Raw genomic sequence first — 16,797 nt, 5'->3', positions numbered from 1 at the left:
CTGGCCGCTGGCGAACGCTCCAACACATCACCGCCAGCCCCCGCAAAACCGGCGACATCGTCCAAGCCACACTCGTTCTCACCCACCACGAACACAACCGAATCCACTGAGATCACCTCAATGGAAATCCGATGGCTCGACCCGAGGTGGCCGTGACCGGCGCCCCGGGTCGAGTCTTGTCGTCTCAGGGGAGAGGTGGGATCAGACGTCCTGGGCGAGGGTTTTGACCTGCTCGATGAGCTTGGCGCGGCCCGCGGCGTCCTGGGCGAAGGGCGTCACGTTGAGGGTGGTGACGCCGGCTTCCTTCATCGCCGCCAGTCGTTCCTTGACGTGGGACTCGGTGCCGATGAGGGAGATCTTCTCCAGCAGGTCGCGCGGCACGGCTGCCGCGGCCTCGTCCTTCTTGCCGTCGAGGTAGAGGTTCTGGATCTCCTCCGCCTCGGCCTCGTAGCCGTAGCGGCGGGCGAGGTTGTTGTAGAAGTTCTTGCCCTTGGCGCCCATGCCGCCGACGTAGAGGGCGACCATCGGGCGCACGAAGTCCACCAGGTCCTCCAGTCCCTCGCCGATGGCCAGCGGCGCCTGCGCGACCACGTCCAGCGGTGGCAGCGAGGAGTCGCGCTTGGCCTTGCCCGCGGCCAGCGGCTCGTCCCAGACGTCACCGGCGCGCTCCGGCAGGAAGAAGATCGGCTCCCAGCCCTCGGCGATCTCGGCGACCATCTCGACGTTCTTCGGGCCGATCGCGGCGATCAGGATCGGGATCCGCTCGCGCACCGGGTGGTTGATCAGCTTCAGCGGCTTGCCCAGGCCCGTGCCCTGCTCGGCGGGCAGCGGGATGTTGTAGTGCTTGCCGCTGTGCTCGACCTTCTCGCGGCGCCACACCTGGCGGCAGATGTCGACGATCTCCCGCGTCCGGCCCAGCGGCGCGTGGTACGGCACGCCGTGGAAGCCCTCGATGACCTGCGGTCCCGAGGCGCCGATGCCGAGGGTGAACCGGCCGTCGGAGACGAAGTCCATCCCGGCGGCGGTCATCGCGGTCAGCGTGGGCGTGCGGGTGTAGATCTGCAGGATGCCGGAGGCGATCTCCAGCCGTTCGGTCTTCGCGGCGATGAAGCCCATCTGGCTGACCGCGTCGAAGGAGTAGGCCTCCGGGACGTAGACGATGTCCAGCCCGGCCTTCTCGTAGGTGGCCAGGTCGTCGACGGTTTCCTTGAAGCCTCCGCTGTAGTTCAGCGGCATCCCGATGCGCATCGGCCGATCCTTCCGGGGTCCGGCGGCGGCGGGTCGCGGCGACACCGCCGAGGTCTCCCGGCGACGTTACCGCCGAGTACGTCCCGGTGGGGAGCCCACCCGCCCCGCTCGCCCGTGTGATGCACCTCGCAACGACGTCGGGCGACGGCGTCGCACAATGTCCGCCGTGCCCATGCTGTTGCCCATGTCGTCCACAGAGGCTGTGACCCCGTCATGAGACTCGCCATGCTCGACATCGGCTCCGCAGCGGCCCGCCTGGACATCGTCGACCTCTCCAGCCCACGGATGCCGCGCGCCACCTGGAGCGTCAAGTCCCGCACCCACCTCGCCGAGCACACCTCGCCCGACGGCCGGGTGACCGAGGAGGGGATCGCCGACGCCGAGCGGGCGGTGCGGCACTGCGTGCGCGCCGCCGCCGACAAGCCGACCGAAGCGCTGATCGCCTACGGGACCTCCGCGGTGCGCGACGCGAGCAACGGCGCGCGGCTGCGCAAGCGCCTCGGCGAGGCCGCCGGGGTGCGCATCGGCGTGCTCACCCCGCGCGACGAGGCCGCCGTCGCCCACCACGCGGCCCGCCGCTGGCACGGCCGCAGCGGGCGGTCGATGACCACCGTCGACATCGGCGGCGGCACCGTCGACGTCGCCACCGGAACCGGCACCGACCCGCGCCGGGTCGTCTCGCTGCCCTACGGCGCGGCCCGGTTGACCAGGCAGTTCCTGCCGGACGACCCGCCGTCGCCCCGGCAGCTGGCCGAGCTGCGCCGCGAGTTGCGCGAGTCCGTCCCGCCCGCGCTGCGGCGCGTGGAGGCCGGACATCCGTTGGCGCTGTCGAAGGTGCTGCGGCAGCTGGCGGTGCTCACCGAGAGCTCGCCGGACGCGGTCGTGCGCCGACCGCACCGGTTGCGGCTGGAGCGGCTGTCGGAGTGGATCCCCCGGCTGGCCGAGCTCGACCACGAGCAGCGCGCGACGCTGCCCGGGGTCTCCCGGAGCCGGGGCAGGCGCATCCTGGCCGGGGCGGTCGTGGCCGAGGTGATCATGGAGTCGCTGGAGCTGCCGGAGCTGGAGATCTGCCCGTGGGGACTGCGGCAGGGCCTGGTCTACCGGTTCCTGGAGGCCCGCACCCGCACCCGCGCCGACGCCCTCGACCTCGTGGGATCGCTGTTCGACTGACCTCCGCGCGCGTTCGGCGGTAGCGTTTCCCGTAGATCGACTAGGGAGGCGCTGTGGCACTGCTGTTGCACATCTTGATCACGATGGCTGCGGTGTGGATCACCACCGCGCTGCCGGGCATCGAGCTCTCCGGCCAGGACACCACCTCGAAGGTGCTGACGCTGCTGGCGGTCTCGGTGCTCTTCGGCCTGGTGAACCTGGTGCTCAAGCCGATCGCCAAGACCCTCGGCTGCCTGCTCTACGTGCTCACGCTCGGGCTGTTCGGGCTGGTCGTCAACGGGCTGCTGTTCTGGCTGACCAGCTACCTGGCCGGTGAGCTCGACCTGCCGTTCCACGTCGACGGATTCTGGGCGGCCTTCTGGGGCGCGCTGATCGTGTCCATCGTCAGCAGCGCGCTGGCCGGCATCGTCCGCCGCGTCGCCCAGCCGCAGGAGGACTGAAGCGGTGCAGTTCGGACTGCGCGAATTCGGCGCGCTGCTGGACGGTGCGGTGCCCGAGGTCGCCGAATTCCTGGGCGTCGCACCGGAACCCGGCGAGGTGCCCGAGCACGGCCGGGACGTGGCGAGAACCCTCTCCCGCGCTTCGGTCTTCGGCCTGGCCGAGGTGCGCGCGCCGGGCGAGCCCGAGCTGCGCGCGGTGGTCGCCGTCGGCGACGGGGGCGGAGTCCGGGTCCGGGTGCGCGGCGAGGAGGTCGGCACCGACGTGGTGCGCCCGGACGCGCCGTGGCCCGCGCTCGTCGCCTGCCTGCCCAAGCTCGAACCCGCCGAGGGCTGCGAAGTCACCGTCCCGACCCGCGAACTCGCCGAGGCGCGGGCCGAATCCGCCGATCGGGACCAGGCCGCCGACTGGCTCGCCTACGAGCTCAAGCAGCGCCAGGTCCCCACCGACGACGCCCGCGCGGTGGCCGACCTGCTGGCCCGCGACGACGACACCGAAGCCCGCCTGGCGGTCGCCTACCGCGCCGAGTCCGGCGAGTTCCAGCGCTGGCGGCACGAGATCGAGGTCCGCCACTCGCCGACGGGCCGCTCCGCGGTCATCCCGGAATCGCCCGACGACACCTTCACCGTCGTCGCCCCGGCCGACACCTACCTCCTCGGCAAGACGCTCCAGGAGTACCTCGAGCACCTCACCCAGACCAGCGAGTGACCCGCGGCTTCACCGGGAGTCGAGGCGGGTGGCGATGTCCTTGCCGATCAGCAGCGATGCCGTGGCGGCGGGGGAGGGCGCGTTGAGGACGTGCACCCAGTGCTGGTCCTCGACGACCAGGAAGTCGTCGACGAGGGTGCCGTCCGGGGTGACCGCCTGGGCGCGCACGCCGGCCTCCGAGCGCAGCAGGTCGTGGCCGCGCAGATCGGGCAGCAGCGTGCGGGCGGCCTGCAGGAACAGCGGTTTGAGGGCGGAGCGGGCGATCTCGGCCGCCCCGGTGCGCCAGTACTTCTTCGCCAGCACCCGCAGCCCCGGGTCGGTGACCAGGCGTCGCAGGTGCGCCGGTGAGATCGCGCCCCACCGGTAGCCCTCGCGGGACAGCGCCGGGACGGCGTTGGGGCCCACGTGCAGGCTGCCGTCGACCATGCGGGTCAGGTGCACGCCCAGGAACGGGAACGCGGGATCCGGAACCGGGTAGACCAGCGCGTTGACCAGGTCGCGCGCGAAGGACGTCGACTCGTAGTACTCGCCCCGGAAGGGCAGGATCCGCGCCGGCGGGGTGGTGCCCGCGAGTTCGGCGACGGCGTCGCTGTGCAGACCGGCGCAGTTGACCGCCTGCCGGCTGCGGATCTCGCCGCGGTCGGTGATCAGCACCAGCTCCGAGCCGTCGCGGCGGACTCCGACCAGCTCGGTCGCGGGCCGCAGCTCGACGCCGCGCTCGGCGAGCAGTTCCGCCAGCTTCTCGCTGACGGCCGCGAAGTCGGTGATGCCCGCGTCCGGCACCAGCAGCGCCCGCACTCCGCGCACGTTGGGCTCGCGTTCGCGCAGGCCGATCAGGTCCAGTTCGCTGACCTGCACGCCGTTGGCGGTGCCGCGGCGGTGCAGCTCGGCGAGGCGGGGCAGCTGATCGTTCGAGGTGGCGACCACCACTTTCCCGGTGCGCCGCACCGGGATTCCGTGATCGGTGCAGAAGCGGTACATGGCTTCGCCGCCGGCCCGCGCGAACCGGGCCTTGGCGCTGCCCGGCGGGTAGTACAGTCCACTGTGGATGACGCCCGAGTTGTGCCCGGTCTGGTGCGCACCCCAGTGGCGCTCCTTGTCCAGCACCGTGATCCGGCGATCGGGTCGCTGCTCGCTGAGCGCGTGAGCCGTGGCGAGGCCGATGATCCCGCCGCCGATGATCGTCACGTCGTTGGTCATGCGAGCCATCCTGCGCGTCCGGATGCGTCGTTTCCAGAACCCGCGAATCCGGATCTGAAATGTCCGAATGTTCCCGGGGTGACCGTTCTCCGCGGATTGCGCGTTGGAAAACGTTCATCTGTTCCAAGATCACCCTGTGCTAGGGTGCTTTCATCCTGTCGGGCGAACGAAGTTCGTTGCTGACAGTGGTATCGGCTTGATCACGAGCAGTGATGAGTTCCAGGCTCGCCTGCCTCAAGCTGATGCCGACATTCCGCGCCGCATCCCGGTCGCGGAGTCCTGCTGAGTTGAGTCGCGATACCGGCGCACGCGCGGAAGTCGCGACCGGTTCGACGGTTACGAGGCGCTGTGACGCGGAGCAGTTCGGGTAGTGAGCACAAGACGATCCGGGCCCGCCTGACGCGCGTCGGGCTGGCACCGAGCATCATTCTCCTGGGCATCTGGCTGGCGTTCTCGGCGGTACCGATCTACCAGGCCTACGACTCCCGGATGGTCGCCGCCGACGTCCGCGACGCCGCGATCCCCACCGCCGACGCCTTCGCGGCGCTGCAGGAGGAACGCCGGCTCGCCGTGGACCGGCTCAGCGTTCGCGGCGCCGACCCGGCGGCGCTGACCGCGCACCGGCCCGAGACCGACCGCACCGTCGCCGAGATGCGCCGCACCCTGCGCGTCGCGGGAGAATCCGCCTCCCCGGAGATCGCCGGCAAGATCCGGTCCTTCGACGGCCTGCTCACCCAGCTGCCCCGGCAGCGCCAGCGCGCCGAAACCGGCCAGGCGAGCCGCGTCGAGGCGCTGAACTACTACAACGAGGTCCTCGACTCGGGCCTCGACGTCTTCGAGGCCTACACCGACGCCGTCGCCGACACCGAGAGCGGCCACGCCGGGCACGTGGGCACCGAGCTGTTCCGCGCGGCCGACCAGATGTCGCGGGCCTCCTCGATCGGCACCGCGGCACTGGCCGCAGGGGAGTTCAGCACCGCCGAACACCTCGAATTCGCCCAGCTCATCGGCTCCTACCGCAACACCTTCGCCGCCGAGGTCCCCGCCGCCGAGCCGCGCGCGGCCGACCTCGCCGAGCGGCTGCGGGCCAGTCCCGGCTGGGCGCGGGTCACCGAGCTGGAGAACCAGCTCGTCGAGCACCCGCCGCAGCGCCCCGGCCGCTTCGCGGTCGACGCGACGAGCTGGCGGCAGACCACGGCCCAGGTCTCCGGCGACCTGTCGACCCTGGCCGTCGAGCAGGTCCGCTCCGGTGCGCTGATGGCGGTCAGCAACGCCAGCGGCCACCTCATCGGCCTGATCGTCGGCAGCCTGGTCGCGCTGGCCGCCATGCTGCTGGGCATCCTGCTGGCCGCCCGCAACGCGCGCGTGCTGGTCAACCGGGTTCTCGTCAGCCGACTGGAGCGGCTGCGCGACGACACCCTGTTGCTGGCCACCGAGCGGCTGCCCAACGTCATGGAACGGCTGGAACACGGCGAAGACCTCGACATCGAGGCCGAGCTGACGCCGCTGGACTACGGCACCGACGAGATCGGCCAGGTCGCCGACGCGTTCAACACCGCCCACCACACCGCCGTCGTCGCCGCGGTGAAGGAGAACCAGGCCAAGGAAGGCGCCAACAAGGTCTTCCTCGGCATCGCGCACCGCAACCAGGGCCTGGTGCACCGCCAGCTCAAGACCCTGGACAAGATGGAGCGCAGCGAGGAGCACCCGGAACGCCTGGAGGGCCTGTTCCAGCTCGACCACCTCGCGACCCGGTCCCGCCGCAACGCCGAGAACCTGATCATCCTGGCCGGGGAGAAGCCGGGCAGGCAGTGGCGCAAGCCGGTGCGCCTGGTCGACGTGATCCGCTCCGCGGTCGCCGAAACCGAGCACTACTACCGGATCCGGGTGCACCCCGCCCCGGAGATCTCGCTGGTCGGCGCGGCGGTGGGCGACGTGATCCACCTGCTGGCCGAGCTGATGGACAACGCCACCTCGTACTCGCCGCCCCGCTCGCAGGTCCAGGTGCACAGCAGCGACACCCCGCGCGGCGTGCTGATCCAGATCGAGGACGAGGGCCTGGGCATGCGCGCCGCCGACCGCGACGAGGCCAACGTGCTGATGGCCACCACGCCGCGGTTCGAGGACATCACGCGTCGCGGTGACTCCCGGCTGGGGCTGTTCGTGGTGGCCCGCCTGGCGGCCCGCCGGGGCATCGAGGTCGACCTCCGCGAGGCCGAGCAGCAGGGCACGGTGGCGTTCGTGCTGCTGCCACCGCACATCGTCGCCGAAGAGGCGGCGCAGGGGGACAAGCAGAGCATGTCGCAGCTGGCCGAGAAGGCCCGCGAGCGCGCCACCGAGCAGGCCGTGGTCCGCGAGGCCCGGACCGCCCCGGTGAGCGCGATCGAGGAGCCCGTGGCCGAGGCCGAACCGCGCTTCCCGTCGGACGATCCCGACGAGGAGCGGCCCCAGCTGCCGCGCCGCGACCGCCAGCAGAACCTGGCACCGCAGTTGCGCGACGATCCCGACGGTGGAGTCGCGGAGGACACTGCGGCTCTCCAGCCCGAGCGGACTCGTGGCACCATGTCGGCGTTCCAACGCGGAACCCTGGATGCGCGCCGGGCCGGCGGCCGCGACCGAGCTTGACCCGACGATTCGAGGAGCAGCGCAGCGATGAGCGAACAGATCGGTTCCGACGACGACCTGAACTGGTTGTTGGACGACCTGGTCAACCGGGTCGTGGGTGCCCGCGACGGCGTGGTGCTCTCCGGTGACGGGCTGCTGCTGGCCAGGTCCGCGGGCCTGACCCCGAACGATGCCGACCACCTGGCCGCGATGGCGTCGGCCTTCCAGAGCCTCGCGAAGCAGACCGGCAAGCACTTCGGCGGCGGCGGTGTGCGGCAGACCGTCGTGGAGCTCGACACCGCGTTCCTGTTCGTCACCGCGGCCGGCGCCGGGGCGTGCATGGCGCTGCTCGGTGACGAGAACGCCGACGTGGGCATGATCGCCTACGAGATGAACCTGCTGGTGATCCGGGTCGGCGAGTACCTCAGCTCGGCCCCGAGGGTGGATGCCGTGGCGCAGCTGCGCCACGACTGAAGGCGCCACCATGTCTGAAGACGGCCAGCTCTGGCTGGACGAGGAGTCCGGGCCGCTGGTGCGACCGTATGCGATGGTGCACGGTCGCACCCGCCCGGCACGACCGGAACTCGACGTCGCCACCCAGCTGCTGACGTCGTGGAGCGGTGCTGATCGCAGCGGGATCTCCGTCGAGCACGAGGAGATCCTGCGCCTGTGCGTGCGCCCGATGTCCATCGCCGAGGTCGCCGCGCACCTGGACACGCCCATCGTGGTGGCCAAGGTCCTGGTGTCGGACCTGATCGACCGCGGCGACCTCGTCACCGACAAGGCCTCGCGGAAGGCCCAGCGCCCCAACCGCCAGCTCCTGGAGGCGGTCCTGGAGGGCGTCCGGCGCCTGTAGCGGACGGCCTGAAATCAAGATCACCCCGTGATCATGACCGTGGTGTCCGGTCAGTTCCGGTGAGAAACCGCCCCGTTGCCGCGCAATTCCCTCCCGCGCCCGCGAACGCTGCGGCACCATGACGGGCATGCGCGATCTTCACCCGCAGCGGGAACCCCACGCTTCCGGGCACCTCGACGTCGGCGCCGGCAACCTCGTGTTCTGGGAGGAGAGCGGCAACCCGGACGGAAAGCCCGCGGTGTTCCTGCACGGCGGGCCCGGCGGCGGCTGCTCGCCCGCGCACCGCGGCCTCTTCGACCCCGACGTCTACCGCATCGTGCTGTTCGACCAGCGCGGATGCGGCCGCAGCACCCCTGACGCGGGTGAGCTCGGCGCCGACCTCAGCACCAACACGACCTGGCACCTGGTCGCCGACATGGAGCGCATCCGCGAGCACCTCGGCATCGAATCCTGGCTGGTCCTGGGCGGTTCCTGGGGAAGCACGCTCGCGCTCGCCTACGCGCAGACGCACCCGGAGCGCGTGACCGAGCTGGTGCTGCGCGGTGTGTTCACCGTCCGCGAGCGCGAGCTGGACTGGATCTACGCGGGCGGCGCGGCCAACCTCTTCCCGGACCGCTGGGCCGAACTCGTCGAGGTGGTCCCGGAAGCCGAGCGCGACGACGTCCTCCGCGCCTACCACCGGATGCTGCACGACCCCGACGAGGAGGTCCGCGAACGGGCCGCGATCGCGTGGAGCCGCTGGGAGGCGAGCCTGATCGGCCTGCTGCCGCGCCCGGAGCTGGTCGCGGAGTTCGGCGACCCCGCGTTCGCAGCCGCCTTCGCCCGCATCGAGACCCACTACTTCGTGCACGGCGCCTGGCTCGCCGAGGGCCAGCTGATCGCCAACGCCCACCGGCTGCACGGCATCCCGGGCACCATCGTCCAGGGGCGCTACGACGTCATCACCCCGCCGTTCACGGCCTTCGACCTCGCCGAAGCCTGGCCGCAGGCCGACCTGCGGATCATCCCCGACGCAGGCCACGCCTACGACGAACCGGGAATCCTCCGAGCGCTCATCGAAGCCACGGACCAGTACGCCCGCTGACCCGCTGGCACACGCCTCAGTTCTGGGCCGGACCAGTTCGGCCCAGAACTGCCCGCTGCCAGGCGAAATTCGAGGATCAGAGCGAGCGGAGCATCGTGTCCGCGCGCTCCCGGCGGTCCACGACCGCGAAGCCCTCGGCGGCGTAGAGCCGAGCGGCCGGGTTCGCGCGTTCGACGCTGAGGCTGATCTGGGCGATGCCCCGCCGTCGCGCCGCGTCGAACAGCGCCCGCAGCAGCGCCCGGCCGACTCCACCGCCACGGCTACCGGCGTCGACGCCGATCGCCAGCTCGGGGACGTCGGGGCGGACGAAACCGTAGGCGGGTGCGGTCTCGTCGAAGTACCGCAGCCACGCAGCACCGATGGGGCGGCCCGAACGCTCCGCCACGACGCCGAGATCGGTGGCGCGCGGCCATCCCTCGACGTAGTGCCAGACGTCCGGGTCGGCGAGCGCCTCGGCACGGCTGCGCCCGAGGTGGCTGGGCGTGTTCGCCGCCTCCACCAGCATGTCCTCCAGGAACGCCGCGTCTTCAGCGCCGGCAGCCCGGATCACGATCCCGTCCACGCCTACCTCCTCCGACCCGGTGGCGATCAGCGAAAGCGCCGCCACGAACGGCAGTTCTGGTCCGATGGCCGAAACCCGTTCCTCCCGGGCAGTGCCGACCTGAACCGCCCGAACAGCTCGTCGTGGGCTCACACCGCGAGTCTGGCACGCGGACGCCGGGTGCCGGGCGGAATTCGGGTGCGGTCGAGGGGGTCGCTGGTCATACTCGGCGCATGTCCAGTCGACTGGCCGTGGTCGTCATCGATGCCCACGACACCGAGAAGGTGGCCGCTTTCTGGTGCGAGGTGCTGGGGTGGAGCGTCGTCGAACGGGACGACGACGGCATCGCCATCGGACCTGCCGACGGCACCTGGCCGCGCATCGACGTCTACCAGGTGCCCGAATCGAAGAGCGTCAAGAACCGCCTGCACATCGACCTCAGAGCCGGGGACCGCTCCACCGCGGAAGAGCTCCAGCGCCTGGAAACCCTCGGCGCCCGCCGCGTGGACGTCGGCCAATCACCGGACGACACCTGGACGGTCCTCGCAGACCCGGAGGGCAACGAATTCTGCCTGCTCGCCACATCGGTCGACGACCTCCCGGAATCGGAACGTCCGACCACACCGCGGTGAGATGGATCCTCACCAAGGAGCACGAGCGGATTCCCTGTCGAAAGAATCGACGGGAATGGTCTGACAGATTTCGAGACCCACGTCGGTCATCGTTCGACGACCTCCGCCGGTGCCGGCCGTCAAGCAGAATGGATCGCGGACAGTGGTGGTCCGCTCAGCCGATTGCTGGCGTCGCGAGGAATACCCGGGACCAATCTCCTTCGCCCGGGCCAATGGGCCCTCGCCAGAGCCGTACGCCCCCTCAACACTGGACCCCATGAGAGACCCCACCACCTCCACGCCCAGCAGGTGGCACATCGGCCACGGAGAACTCCTGCTTCGCCACCGCTACGAAACGGCCAGCATCGTCAACGACATCCTCGTCGCGACCTGGTTCATCGCGGGAAGCATCATGTTCTTCCACCCCGCGATGTTCAACCTGGGAACCTGGATGTTCCTGCTGGGCAGCATCGAACTGGCGATCCGCCCCACCATTCGCATGATCCGGCACGTGCACCTGCGCCGTCTCCACCACGCCGTGGACGAATCGGACCAGGACTTCTAGCCCTTCCCACCCTCAGCACGACAAAACCGCGGGGTTCCCGAGCAACGCGCAGGCGGGTCATGGTGACGAAGAAGGTGCAGCGACCCGGCGACGCTGAGGAGTCCTTCGCGCCACGCTGAACGCATGACACCGGAGCCCGCCCACATCGACGATCACCAGATCCTCATCCCCGCGTCCCGGGACCTGGTCTGGCAGGCCCTGCTGGGCCGCGCGAACACGATCCTCCGCCGGGGTCGGCCACTCGCGCTGGTCCTCGGCGCGAACCCGCCGAACGGCTTCGCCGTGACAGCCGAAGTGCCGCACCATCGTCTGGACCTGTCCGGGCGGCACCGGTTCGCGACCTACCTGCTCCGCTTCGAACTGACCACCCCACCGGATCGGGACGGCTCGACGCTGCTCGTCGCGCGCTCGTACGCGGACTTCCACGGTGTGACCGGTCGTGCCTACCGCACGGCTCTGCTCGCATCGCGCGGCCACGTCGGCGCGGTCCAGCTGATCCTGCGCTCGGTGAAGGCATCGGCCACCACGCGCTAGCTCCCGCAGTCGCGGACGAGTCGTGCCGTGTAACCGGCTTCGACCAGGCGGCTGTAAGCGGACTCCACCAGGGCCGGGACGTCCTGCGGGACGGCGAATCCCCGCTCGGCGTAGACCGTGATGCGCTGGGTGTCGCCGACGAGCATGTTGATCACGCGGTCGGCATCGCCGATGGAGCGCACGTAGTCCTCGAGCGGCGTCCGCTGCGAGCTGCACACCACGTCGATCTCCGGCCAGATCTTCCTGGCCGTCGCCCAGGCCCGCCGTTGCTGGTACGGGCGGGACACCAGCAGCAGCGAATCGACCTCGATCCCCCGCGCTGACAGCAGGTCTCGGGTGAACCGGATGTTCTCGGCGGTGTTGGTCGCCCGGGGCTCCACCAGGACCGCCTCGTCCGGAACTCCCAGTTCGAGGGCGCGCTCCCGGTAGTGGACGGCCTCACCTCGTGGGAACCGTTCGACCGTGGTCGGCGCGTTGGCCCCGGTGAACACCAGCCGGGGGAACCAGCCGTGCTCGAACAGCTCGACGACGTGGTCCGCCACACCGAGGTCGTGACTTCCGAGCCCCACACCGACATCGCACCGGCGGAGCTCGTGGTGCAGGTCGTGGAAGTCCCACAAGGTCTGCGCATCGGTCCGGAACTCGTCGGGAATGCTCGCGATCGGTGCGTTCATCACGTAACCCTCGAGGCGATCTCGGTCAGCAGTTCTGAAGGCGCCGACGAGCTGATCACGCGGGATCGCTCGTGAGCCGTTCCAGCGCGTCCCAGAGCTCACGTTCGCGGGTGGGGTCGTAGGACTCGGGGGAGGAGCGGGTCGCTCGGTCGCGGTCGATGTAGGAGCCGGTCGGGGCTCGGGTGTTGCCCAGGATGACATCGGCGAGGAAGGTGCCCGCGTCGTCGGGGCTCGTGGCGAGCGGGGTTCGGGCGAGCAAGGGCAGGACGTGGCGCATCGCGAAGCGGGAGAGGGCGTCCGCGTTGCGGGCGAGGCCGGTGCCGGGGACGAACGCGGAGTTGAAGGCGACGGCGTCGACGTCTGCCGGGAGACGGCGCACGTACTCGTGGATCAGGTGGATGACGGCCAGCTTGCTCGTGGCGTAGGCCGTGCGCCCGGCCCTCGTGGTCTCGGGCCTGGAGAAGGCGCGAGGCCGAGCCAGGACGTCGGGGTGCTTCCAAGCTGGAGCGGGGACCATGCCCAGGTTGTGCCGGAGGTCGCCGAAGTGCACGTCGCTGGCGGTGAGCACGACCCGACCGCCGTGGGTGAAGCGGTCTTCGAGCGCGCGGACGAACACGTGGTTGGCCAGCACGTTCACCATGAACGTCGACTCGAAACCCCTCCGGCCCGGCGGTGAGGTCGTCGGTGTGCTGGATTCCCGCGTTGCCCGCGAAGCAGCGCAGCGGTGGCCACTCGCTGCCCAGCCGCCCGCGCAGCTCGGCGGCCGCCGAGCGCGCGCTCTCCAGCGAGTCCAGATCGGCCACGACGTGGGAGGTGCCGCGCGGCACAGGTGCCGAGTCGCGGGCGATGACCACGAGATGGGTCTCCGGCGACTCGCGCAGGACCCGCTCCGCGGCCACGAGGCCGAGACCGCGACTGGCGCCGGTCATCACCACGGTGTGCTCCACGCGGAACTCCTCCTGGTCGGGCGTGCACGCACTTGCGCGCTCCACCGTAGCGAGAACAATTCTCAGATGGCGCGAAGATGAAGGATTCCCATCGATGAATTCGTCGACAGGCGATGTGCGACATCCGTCCGCCACCTGATGTGCATCACGGGCGAGCCGCAGACATGCTGATCTCCCCGCGTTGAGCGCGTCCTCGACATCGCCAGCAGGATCGGATGGAGCTGGAGCGCGGTCACGCCTTCGTCAGCCGGAGCGTCCGGAAACCTCGGCTGTCGGGGTTCGCTACGTAGATCCAGGTGAAGACGGCGACGATGACGCTCAGAAATGTCCAGGGTTCGACGAGGTCGGCGGTCTTCTGCGCCCAGTCGCGGACGGACACTGCGGCGGGGTCGAGCCCGAAGGATTCGGGGCCGGTGGGAACGAGGTCGGCCCCTGTGCCGTAGCTAGCCACGAATTCCATCCGCCACCACGAAAGCGGTAGCAGTGATAGTTGCAACGCGATCCCGAGTCCCAGCGCCACGCGCGCGCTGCGGATCCGAAGTCCGCGATCGATCTCGCTGTCCGGACTGAACGAGCGGGACTGCGCTGACCAGAGGACGAATGCGACCAGCAGCAGGATTACCGCGGTGCCCACGAATGGAACGGTGATCGGAACCCCGAGTTGACCGTTGTTTCCGTATGAGTGGGCTAGGCGGAGCACGCTGGGCGTGATGTGCGGCTGTGCCTGCAGGTCGATCAGCCCGAGCACGAACGTCATCAGAATGAGCGTGGCGTAAACGCCCGCACCCCAGCGTGAGATGACGTCGACCAGGCGAAGCCGATTCGGTCGCACTGGTCGCTGTCGACCCCTGTGGAGGCCGCGCAGCTCCGCGAGGACCGCCCCGCACAAGAACATCAGCAACAGCGGAGAGCCCGGATAACCGCCGCTGTCAGCGGCGTGGTTCTGGTTGTGCGCTGGATGCCCGAGCAGTCCGGAGCAGATCCCGAACATCACGTACAACAGCGGGTAGCAGGCCAACCGCGAACGCCGGTAGTGGAGCACCTCGTCGACTTGGTCGCTGGTGGGGTCGGGAATTCCCCACTTTTGCGCCATCTTCCGGGCACGCGTGCGGTGCGACCACAACGTCACCGCGAACGCGACCACGACCACCGCCGGCATCACCAAGCTGCCGAGGTCGACGCCCCACCACCCGTGCCAAGCCACTCAGCAGAACTCCCTTGTGCGCGTACACGATCTGCCCGGCAACCTATCGATGAGCGATCTGCCCTGCCCCCTGCTTCACCGCGCTGTGAGGACGGTCACGATGCCGACGCCTCGCTGTCTCACGGCCGGCGCCGCTGGCGGGCATCCGTCGCGCATCGCCCGACGGAGGGGCACGCCGAGGTTCAAGGTGCGGACCTCGGCGTGCGGTGAGTCGAGTGGGGTGCGGGTGTCAGAGGCACAGCTCGCTGAAGCGCTCCCCGGGCGGTGGGCGCATGTTCAGGGAGTAGCAGCGCGGGCCAGGGCGAGTCGCGGATGCAATCGGTGAAGATGCTGAGCGGCTGATCGAAAATGCTCCCTTTTTGCTCCCGCTCGGCTTGGTGGGAAAAATGAAAAAGACCCTGGTCATTTCTCCGATTGGAGTTCTGACCAGGGTCTTTGTTCTGTGGGCGATACTGGGATCGAACCAGTGACCTCTTCGGTGTGAACGAAGCGCTCTCCCCCTGAGCTAATCGCCCTTGTTCTGTTGTTGCCGCCGTTCCCGGCGACGAGAAGAACAATACACGATCGTTTCTAGGGGCCGAACAGGGGGGAGGCCAACCACGTCCAGCGCAGGCCGAGCCAGCCGCCGATCGTGCCGAACATGCCCAGCAGCCACAGGGTCACCACGACGACCAGGCCGGTGACGGCCATGATCGTGAGCTTGGTGGCCAGGTGCTGGCGGCCCAGCCAGCGGACCCACCGCTGGTAGTGGCGCTTGGCGAACATGTTGACCCGGTGCGCCCAGTGGAACTCGGTGGCGAGGATGCCGAGGCCGGCGAAGACCACCAGCCACCCGGGGCCCGGGTAGGGGATCATCAGGAGCCCGGCGACGAGCACCGCGGTGCCGAACACGCCGAGCACGACCCGGTAGGTGATGTTCAGGCCGGGGCGTCGGCGGACGTGCTCGCGGTAGCCGTGCAGGCGCTCGCGCAGCGCGTGCAGGCGCGGGTGCTTGGGGTGCTCGTGGTCGCCCGGTTCCGCACCGGCGTGTCGGGCTTCCGGCTCGGCTTGTTCGTTCAGGGCTGTCCACCTCGGGGCCGTTCGTCGGGTCGTCACGCTCAGGATACGGTCGCGTTCGGAGCCCGGTGGTGCAGTGGGTCACATGCGCCGGTGTGTTGGTGGCAGACCATCGTGCCCTCGCCCGGTAAACAGGGGTTTGCTGTCAAGCGGACAGACGGGTGCTCGCCGCGTGGCGGTGTGACTGAATTGTGACTGGGATCATTGTCCGGTTCGCCCGGAGCCGGGACTTTCGACTCTGCGGCGCGCCTTCGATCCTGGTCACACTGTGAGCCGCCTCTCGACCGCCCGTTCGGTGCCGTGCGTGCGCTGTAACCGCCGCGGTGGAGACCATTAGCCCGAAACGGTGACATCTCGTGGTGGACGTCTCATATGAGGCCTTCTCGGGAAAATGCGAAGGGCTTTAGTCCCTTATTCTTGAGTCACGTCAGGCGAACCCGACGAAGCGTGAACCCGGTGGTCAGCCGGTACGCGGAGGCAGGATTCACCAGGCGTGAGCGACCGATCTGCAGACCGGGCTCGGACACAGTCGACCTAGTTACGGAAAGTAACTGCGGTTGGTCACTGGGCGAGGCGGGTCCCTTGGGCCGGCCGCTCTGATCGGGAGAGTTCGCGACGGGATCGAGTCTCCGGCGTGGACGACGGGCCCGACCGATCGGATCAGGATCGGCCGGACCGGCGGCCACCCCGACCCCCGGAGTATTCGCTCACGGAGTGCACTCGCTTGGTCGCCCAGCGAATTCGGGCATGGCCCGACCGGGTGATCTATGCGGGAGTCGCGAGTAAATCTGCCCGATGAGGCGTCACAACTGTGTTGCTCGGTCGATAAACGGACCGGGAGGGAGCAGGAAGGGGAGGACCATGCGTAATGATCACGTGACACTCCGTTCTACGGCCGTGTTCGATCTGCTGGCGCCGCAAGCGCCCGCGGTGCCCGTCCAGGTCGAACTGCGCTACGACACCCAGGACCCCTACGCGGTGGTGGCCGCGTTCCGCACCGGCCGCGCCGGATGGGTCGAATGGGTCTTCGCCCGCGACTTGCTGGCCGACGGCCTGATCGCGCACGCCGGTGAGGGCGACGTGACGATCCGCCCGGCGGTCGACGACCCGGAGGTCGTGGCCATCGAGCTGAGCTCGCCGTCCGGTCACGCCGTGTTCGAGGCCTCGGCGCAGGAGCTCGCGGACTTCCTGGACCGCACCTACGACGTGGTGGTCCCGGGCAACGAGAACCTGTGGGTCGACGTCGACGACGCGCTCACCCGCCTGCTGCCCTTCGACATGGGCTGAACAGGCCTGAACCGCTCTGCCCGGTCGCGACCAGGGGAGTGGGGACCCCCCTTTGATCCCGATCTTGGGC

18 protein-coding genes and 1 tRNA gene are annotated in these 16,797 nt (G+C 69.6%); 11 read left to right on the top strand and 8 right to left on the bottom strand.

Features of this window, described 5'->3' with window-relative positions; all coding sequences use genetic code 11:
* Nucleotides 1–201 precede the first annotated feature (201 nt).
* Entirely contained in the window at nt 202–1,248 is a 1,047-nt protein-coding gene (locus R4I43_RS10230; protein WP_324265328.1) for an LLM class F420-dependent oxidoreductase, read from the bottom strand.
* 213 nt (nt 1,249–1,461) lie between these two features.
* Between R4I43_RS10230 and R4I43_RS10225 the strand changes: the two genes are divergently transcribed.
* Genes R4I43_RS10225 through R4I43_RS10215 form a run of 3 tightly spaced genes read left to right on the top strand, consistent with a single transcriptional unit; the run spans nt 1,462 to nt 3,564 of the window.
* On the top strand, nt 1,462–2,418 hold the full coding sequence (locus R4I43_RS10225; RefSeq protein WP_324265327.1) for a Ppx/GppA phosphatase family protein: 957 nt from the start codon (nt 1,462–1,464) through the stop codon (nt 2,416–2,418).
* A 53-nt stretch (nt 2,419–2,471) separates the two neighbouring features.
* A complete protein-coding gene (locus R4I43_RS10220; RefSeq protein WP_324265326.1) occupies nt 2,472–2,858 on the top strand; it encodes a phage holin family protein in 387 nt (128 codons plus the stop codon).
* A gap of 4 nt (nt 2,859–2,862) precedes the next feature.
* Nucleotides 2,863–3,564 (top strand): ESX secretion-associated protein EspG, encoded by a 702-nt coding sequence (locus tag R4I43_RS10215; RefSeq protein ID WP_324265325.1) that lies wholly within the window; start codon nt 2,863–2,865, stop codon nt 3,562–3,564.
* 9 nt (nt 3,565–3,573) lie between these two features.
* On the opposite strand, the gene lhgO is transcribed toward R4I43_RS10215, so the two are convergent.
* Nucleotides 3,574–4,764 (bottom strand): L-2-hydroxyglutarate oxidase, encoded by a 1,191-nt coding sequence (gene lhgO / locus R4I43_RS10210; RefSeq protein ID WP_324265324.1) that lies wholly within the window; start codon nt 4,762–4,764, stop codon nt 3,574–3,576.
* 348 nt (nt 4,765–5,112) lie between these two features.
* On the opposite strand from lhgO, the gene R4I43_RS10205 reads away from it, so the two are divergent.
* The 4 genes from R4I43_RS10205 to pip all read left to right on the top strand — a co-directional run bounded on the left by R4I43_RS10205 (nt 5,113) and on the right by pip (nt 9,308).
* Complete coding sequence (locus R4I43_RS10205; protein WP_324265323.1) at nt 5,113–7,389, top strand: sensor histidine kinase; 2,277 nt, start codon at nt 5,113–5,115, stop codon at nt 7,387–7,389.
* Between the two features lie 27 nt (nt 7,390–7,416).
* Entirely contained in the window at nt 7,417–7,842 is a 426-nt protein-coding gene (locus R4I43_RS10200; protein WP_324265322.1) for a roadblock/LC7 domain-containing protein, read from the top strand.
* A gap of 10 nt (nt 7,843–7,852) precedes the next feature.
* The gene (locus tag R4I43_RS10195) at nt 7,853–8,224 is read left to right on the top strand and encodes a DUF742 domain-containing protein (RefSeq protein ID WP_324265321.1); all 372 of its coding nucleotides are present in this window, start codon (nt 7,853–7,855) and stop codon (nt 8,222–8,224) included.
* 127 nt (nt 8,225–8,351) lie between these two features.
* A complete protein-coding gene (pip, locus tag R4I43_RS10190) occupies nt 8,352–9,308 on the top strand; it encodes a prolyl aminopeptidase (protein WP_324265320.1) in 957 nt (318 codons plus the stop codon).
* A 76-nt stretch (nt 9,309–9,384) separates the two neighbouring features.
* Here pip and R4I43_RS10185 read toward each other — a convergent pair whose 3' ends face one another.
* Complete coding sequence (locus tag R4I43_RS10185; RefSeq protein WP_324265319.1) at nt 9,385–9,870, bottom strand: GNAT family N-acetyltransferase; 486 nt, start codon at nt 9,868–9,870, stop codon at nt 9,385–9,387.
* Between the two features lie 212 nt (nt 9,871–10,082).
* Between R4I43_RS10185 and R4I43_RS10180 the strand changes: the two genes are divergently transcribed.
* From R4I43_RS10180 to R4I43_RS10170, 3 genes are all read left to right on the top strand, one after another.
* Entirely contained in the window at nt 10,083–10,481 is a 399-nt protein-coding gene (locus tag R4I43_RS10180) for a VOC family protein (RefSeq protein WP_324265318.1), read from the top strand.
* Between the two features lie 256 nt (nt 10,482–10,737).
* Nucleotides 10,738–11,025: a YrhK family protein gene (locus R4I43_RS10175; protein ID WP_324265317.1), complete on the top strand. Its 288-nt coding sequence runs from the start codon at nt 10,738–10,740 to the stop codon at nt 11,023–11,025.
* 123 nt (nt 11,026–11,148) lie between these two features.
* On the top strand, nt 11,149–11,559 hold the full coding sequence (locus tag R4I43_RS10170; RefSeq protein ID WP_324265316.1) for an SRPBCC family protein: 411 nt from the start codon (nt 11,149–11,151) through the stop codon (nt 11,557–11,559).
* Here the strand turns inward: R4I43_RS10170 and R4I43_RS10165 are convergent.
* The 5 genes from R4I43_RS10165 to R4I43_RS10145 all read right to left on the bottom strand — a co-directional run bounded on the left by R4I43_RS10165 (nt 11,556) and on the right by R4I43_RS10145 (nt 15,479).
* Nucleotides 11,556–12,233, bottom strand: a complete 678-nt coding sequence (locus R4I43_RS10165; RefSeq protein WP_324265315.1) for a YdcF family protein — start codon at nt 12,231–12,233, stop codon at nt 11,556–11,558. The two genes, R4I43_RS10170 and R4I43_RS10165, sit on opposite strands and share 4 nt — an antisense overlap.
* Nucleotides 12,234–12,288: 55 nt before the next feature.
* Nucleotides 12,289–12,873: a Rossmann-fold NAD(P)-binding domain-containing protein gene (locus R4I43_RS10160; protein ID WP_324265314.1), complete on the bottom strand. Its 585-nt coding sequence runs from the start codon at nt 12,871–12,873 to the stop codon at nt 12,289–12,291.
* A gap of 539 nt (nt 12,874–13,412) precedes the next feature.
* Nucleotides 13,413–14,339, bottom strand: coding sequence for a hypothetical protein (locus R4I43_RS10155; protein WP_324265339.1), 927 nt, complete (start codon nt 14,337–14,339; stop codon nt 13,413–13,415).
* Nucleotides 14,340–14,827: 488 nt separating this feature from the next.
* A tRNA-Val gene (locus R4I43_RS10150) sits at nt 14,828–14,899 on the bottom strand.
* Nucleotides 14,900–14,954: 55 nt separating this feature from the next.
* Nucleotides 14,955–15,479, bottom strand: a complete 525-nt coding sequence (locus R4I43_RS10145; protein WP_324265313.1) for a TIGR02611 family protein — start codon at nt 15,477–15,479, stop codon at nt 14,955–14,957.
* An 822-nt stretch (nt 15,480–16,301) separates the two neighbouring features.
* On the opposite strand from R4I43_RS10145, the gene R4I43_RS10140 reads away from it, so the two are divergent.
* Complete coding sequence (locus R4I43_RS10140) at nt 16,302–16,727, top strand: SsgA family sporulation/cell division regulator (protein ID WP_093412952.1); 426 nt, start codon at nt 16,302–16,304, stop codon at nt 16,725–16,727.
* The last annotated feature ends 70 nt before the right edge of the window (nt 16,728–16,797 follow it).

It is taken from the genome of Saccharopolyspora mangrovi, assembly GCF_035320975.1.
GTDB classification, from domain to species: domain Bacteria; phylum Actinomycetota; class Actinomycetes; order Mycobacteriales; family Pseudonocardiaceae; genus Saccharopolyspora; species Saccharopolyspora mangrovi.
Note: the sequence above shows the minus strand (reverse complement) of the source record. Positions and strands in the feature narration are given on the sequence as shown.

Bases quoted from the DNA above. Each gene is read 5' to 3' on its own strand.
- R4I43_RS10165 (WP_324265315.1), bottom strand. From the start codon at position 12,233: ATGAACGCACCGATCGCGAGCATTCCCGACGAGTTCCGGACCGATGCG.
- R4I43_RS10170 (WP_324265316.1), top strand. From the start codon at position 11,149: ATGACACCGGAGCCCGCCCACATCGACGATCACCAGATCCTCATCCCC.
- pip (WP_324265320.1), top strand. From the start codon at position 8,352: ATGCGCGATCTTCACCCGCAGCGGGAACCCCACGCTTCCGGGCACCTC.
- R4I43_RS10155 (WP_324265339.1), bottom strand. From the start codon at position 14,339: ATGCCGGCGGTGGTCGTGGTCGCGTTCGCGGTGACGTTGTGGTCGCAC.
- R4I43_RS10225 (WP_324265327.1), top strand. From the start codon at position 1,462: ATGAGACTCGCCATGCTCGACATCGGCTCCGCAGCGGCCCGCCTGGAC.
- R4I43_RS10160 (WP_324265314.1), bottom strand. From the start codon at position 12,873: ATGGTGAACGTGCTGGCCAACCACGTGTTCGTCCGCGCGCTCGAAGAC.
- R4I43_RS10140 (WP_093412952.1), top strand. From the start codon at position 16,302: ATGCGTAATGATCACGTGACACTCCGTTCTACGGCCGTGTTCGATCTG.
- R4I43_RS10200 (WP_324265322.1), top strand. From the start codon at position 7,417: ATGAGCGAACAGATCGGTTCCGACGACGACCTGAACTGGTTGTTGGAC.
- lhgO (WP_324265324.1), bottom strand. From the start codon at position 4,764: ATGACCAACGACGTGACGATCATCGGCGGCGGGATCATCGGCCTCGCC.
- R4I43_RS10175 (WP_324265317.1), top strand. From the start codon at position 10,738: ATGAGAGACCCCACCACCTCCACGCCCAGCAGGTGGCACATCGGCCAC.
- R4I43_RS10195 (WP_324265321.1), top strand. From the start codon at position 7,853: ATGTCTGAAGACGGCCAGCTCTGGCTGGACGAGGAGTCCGGGCCGCTG.
- R4I43_RS10230 (WP_324265328.1), bottom strand. From the start codon at position 1,248: ATGCGCATCGGGATGCCGCTGAACTACAGCGGAGGCTTCAAGGAAACC.
- R4I43_RS10180 (WP_324265318.1), top strand. From the start codon at position 10,083: ATGTCCAGTCGACTGGCCGTGGTCGTCATCGATGCCCACGACACCGAG.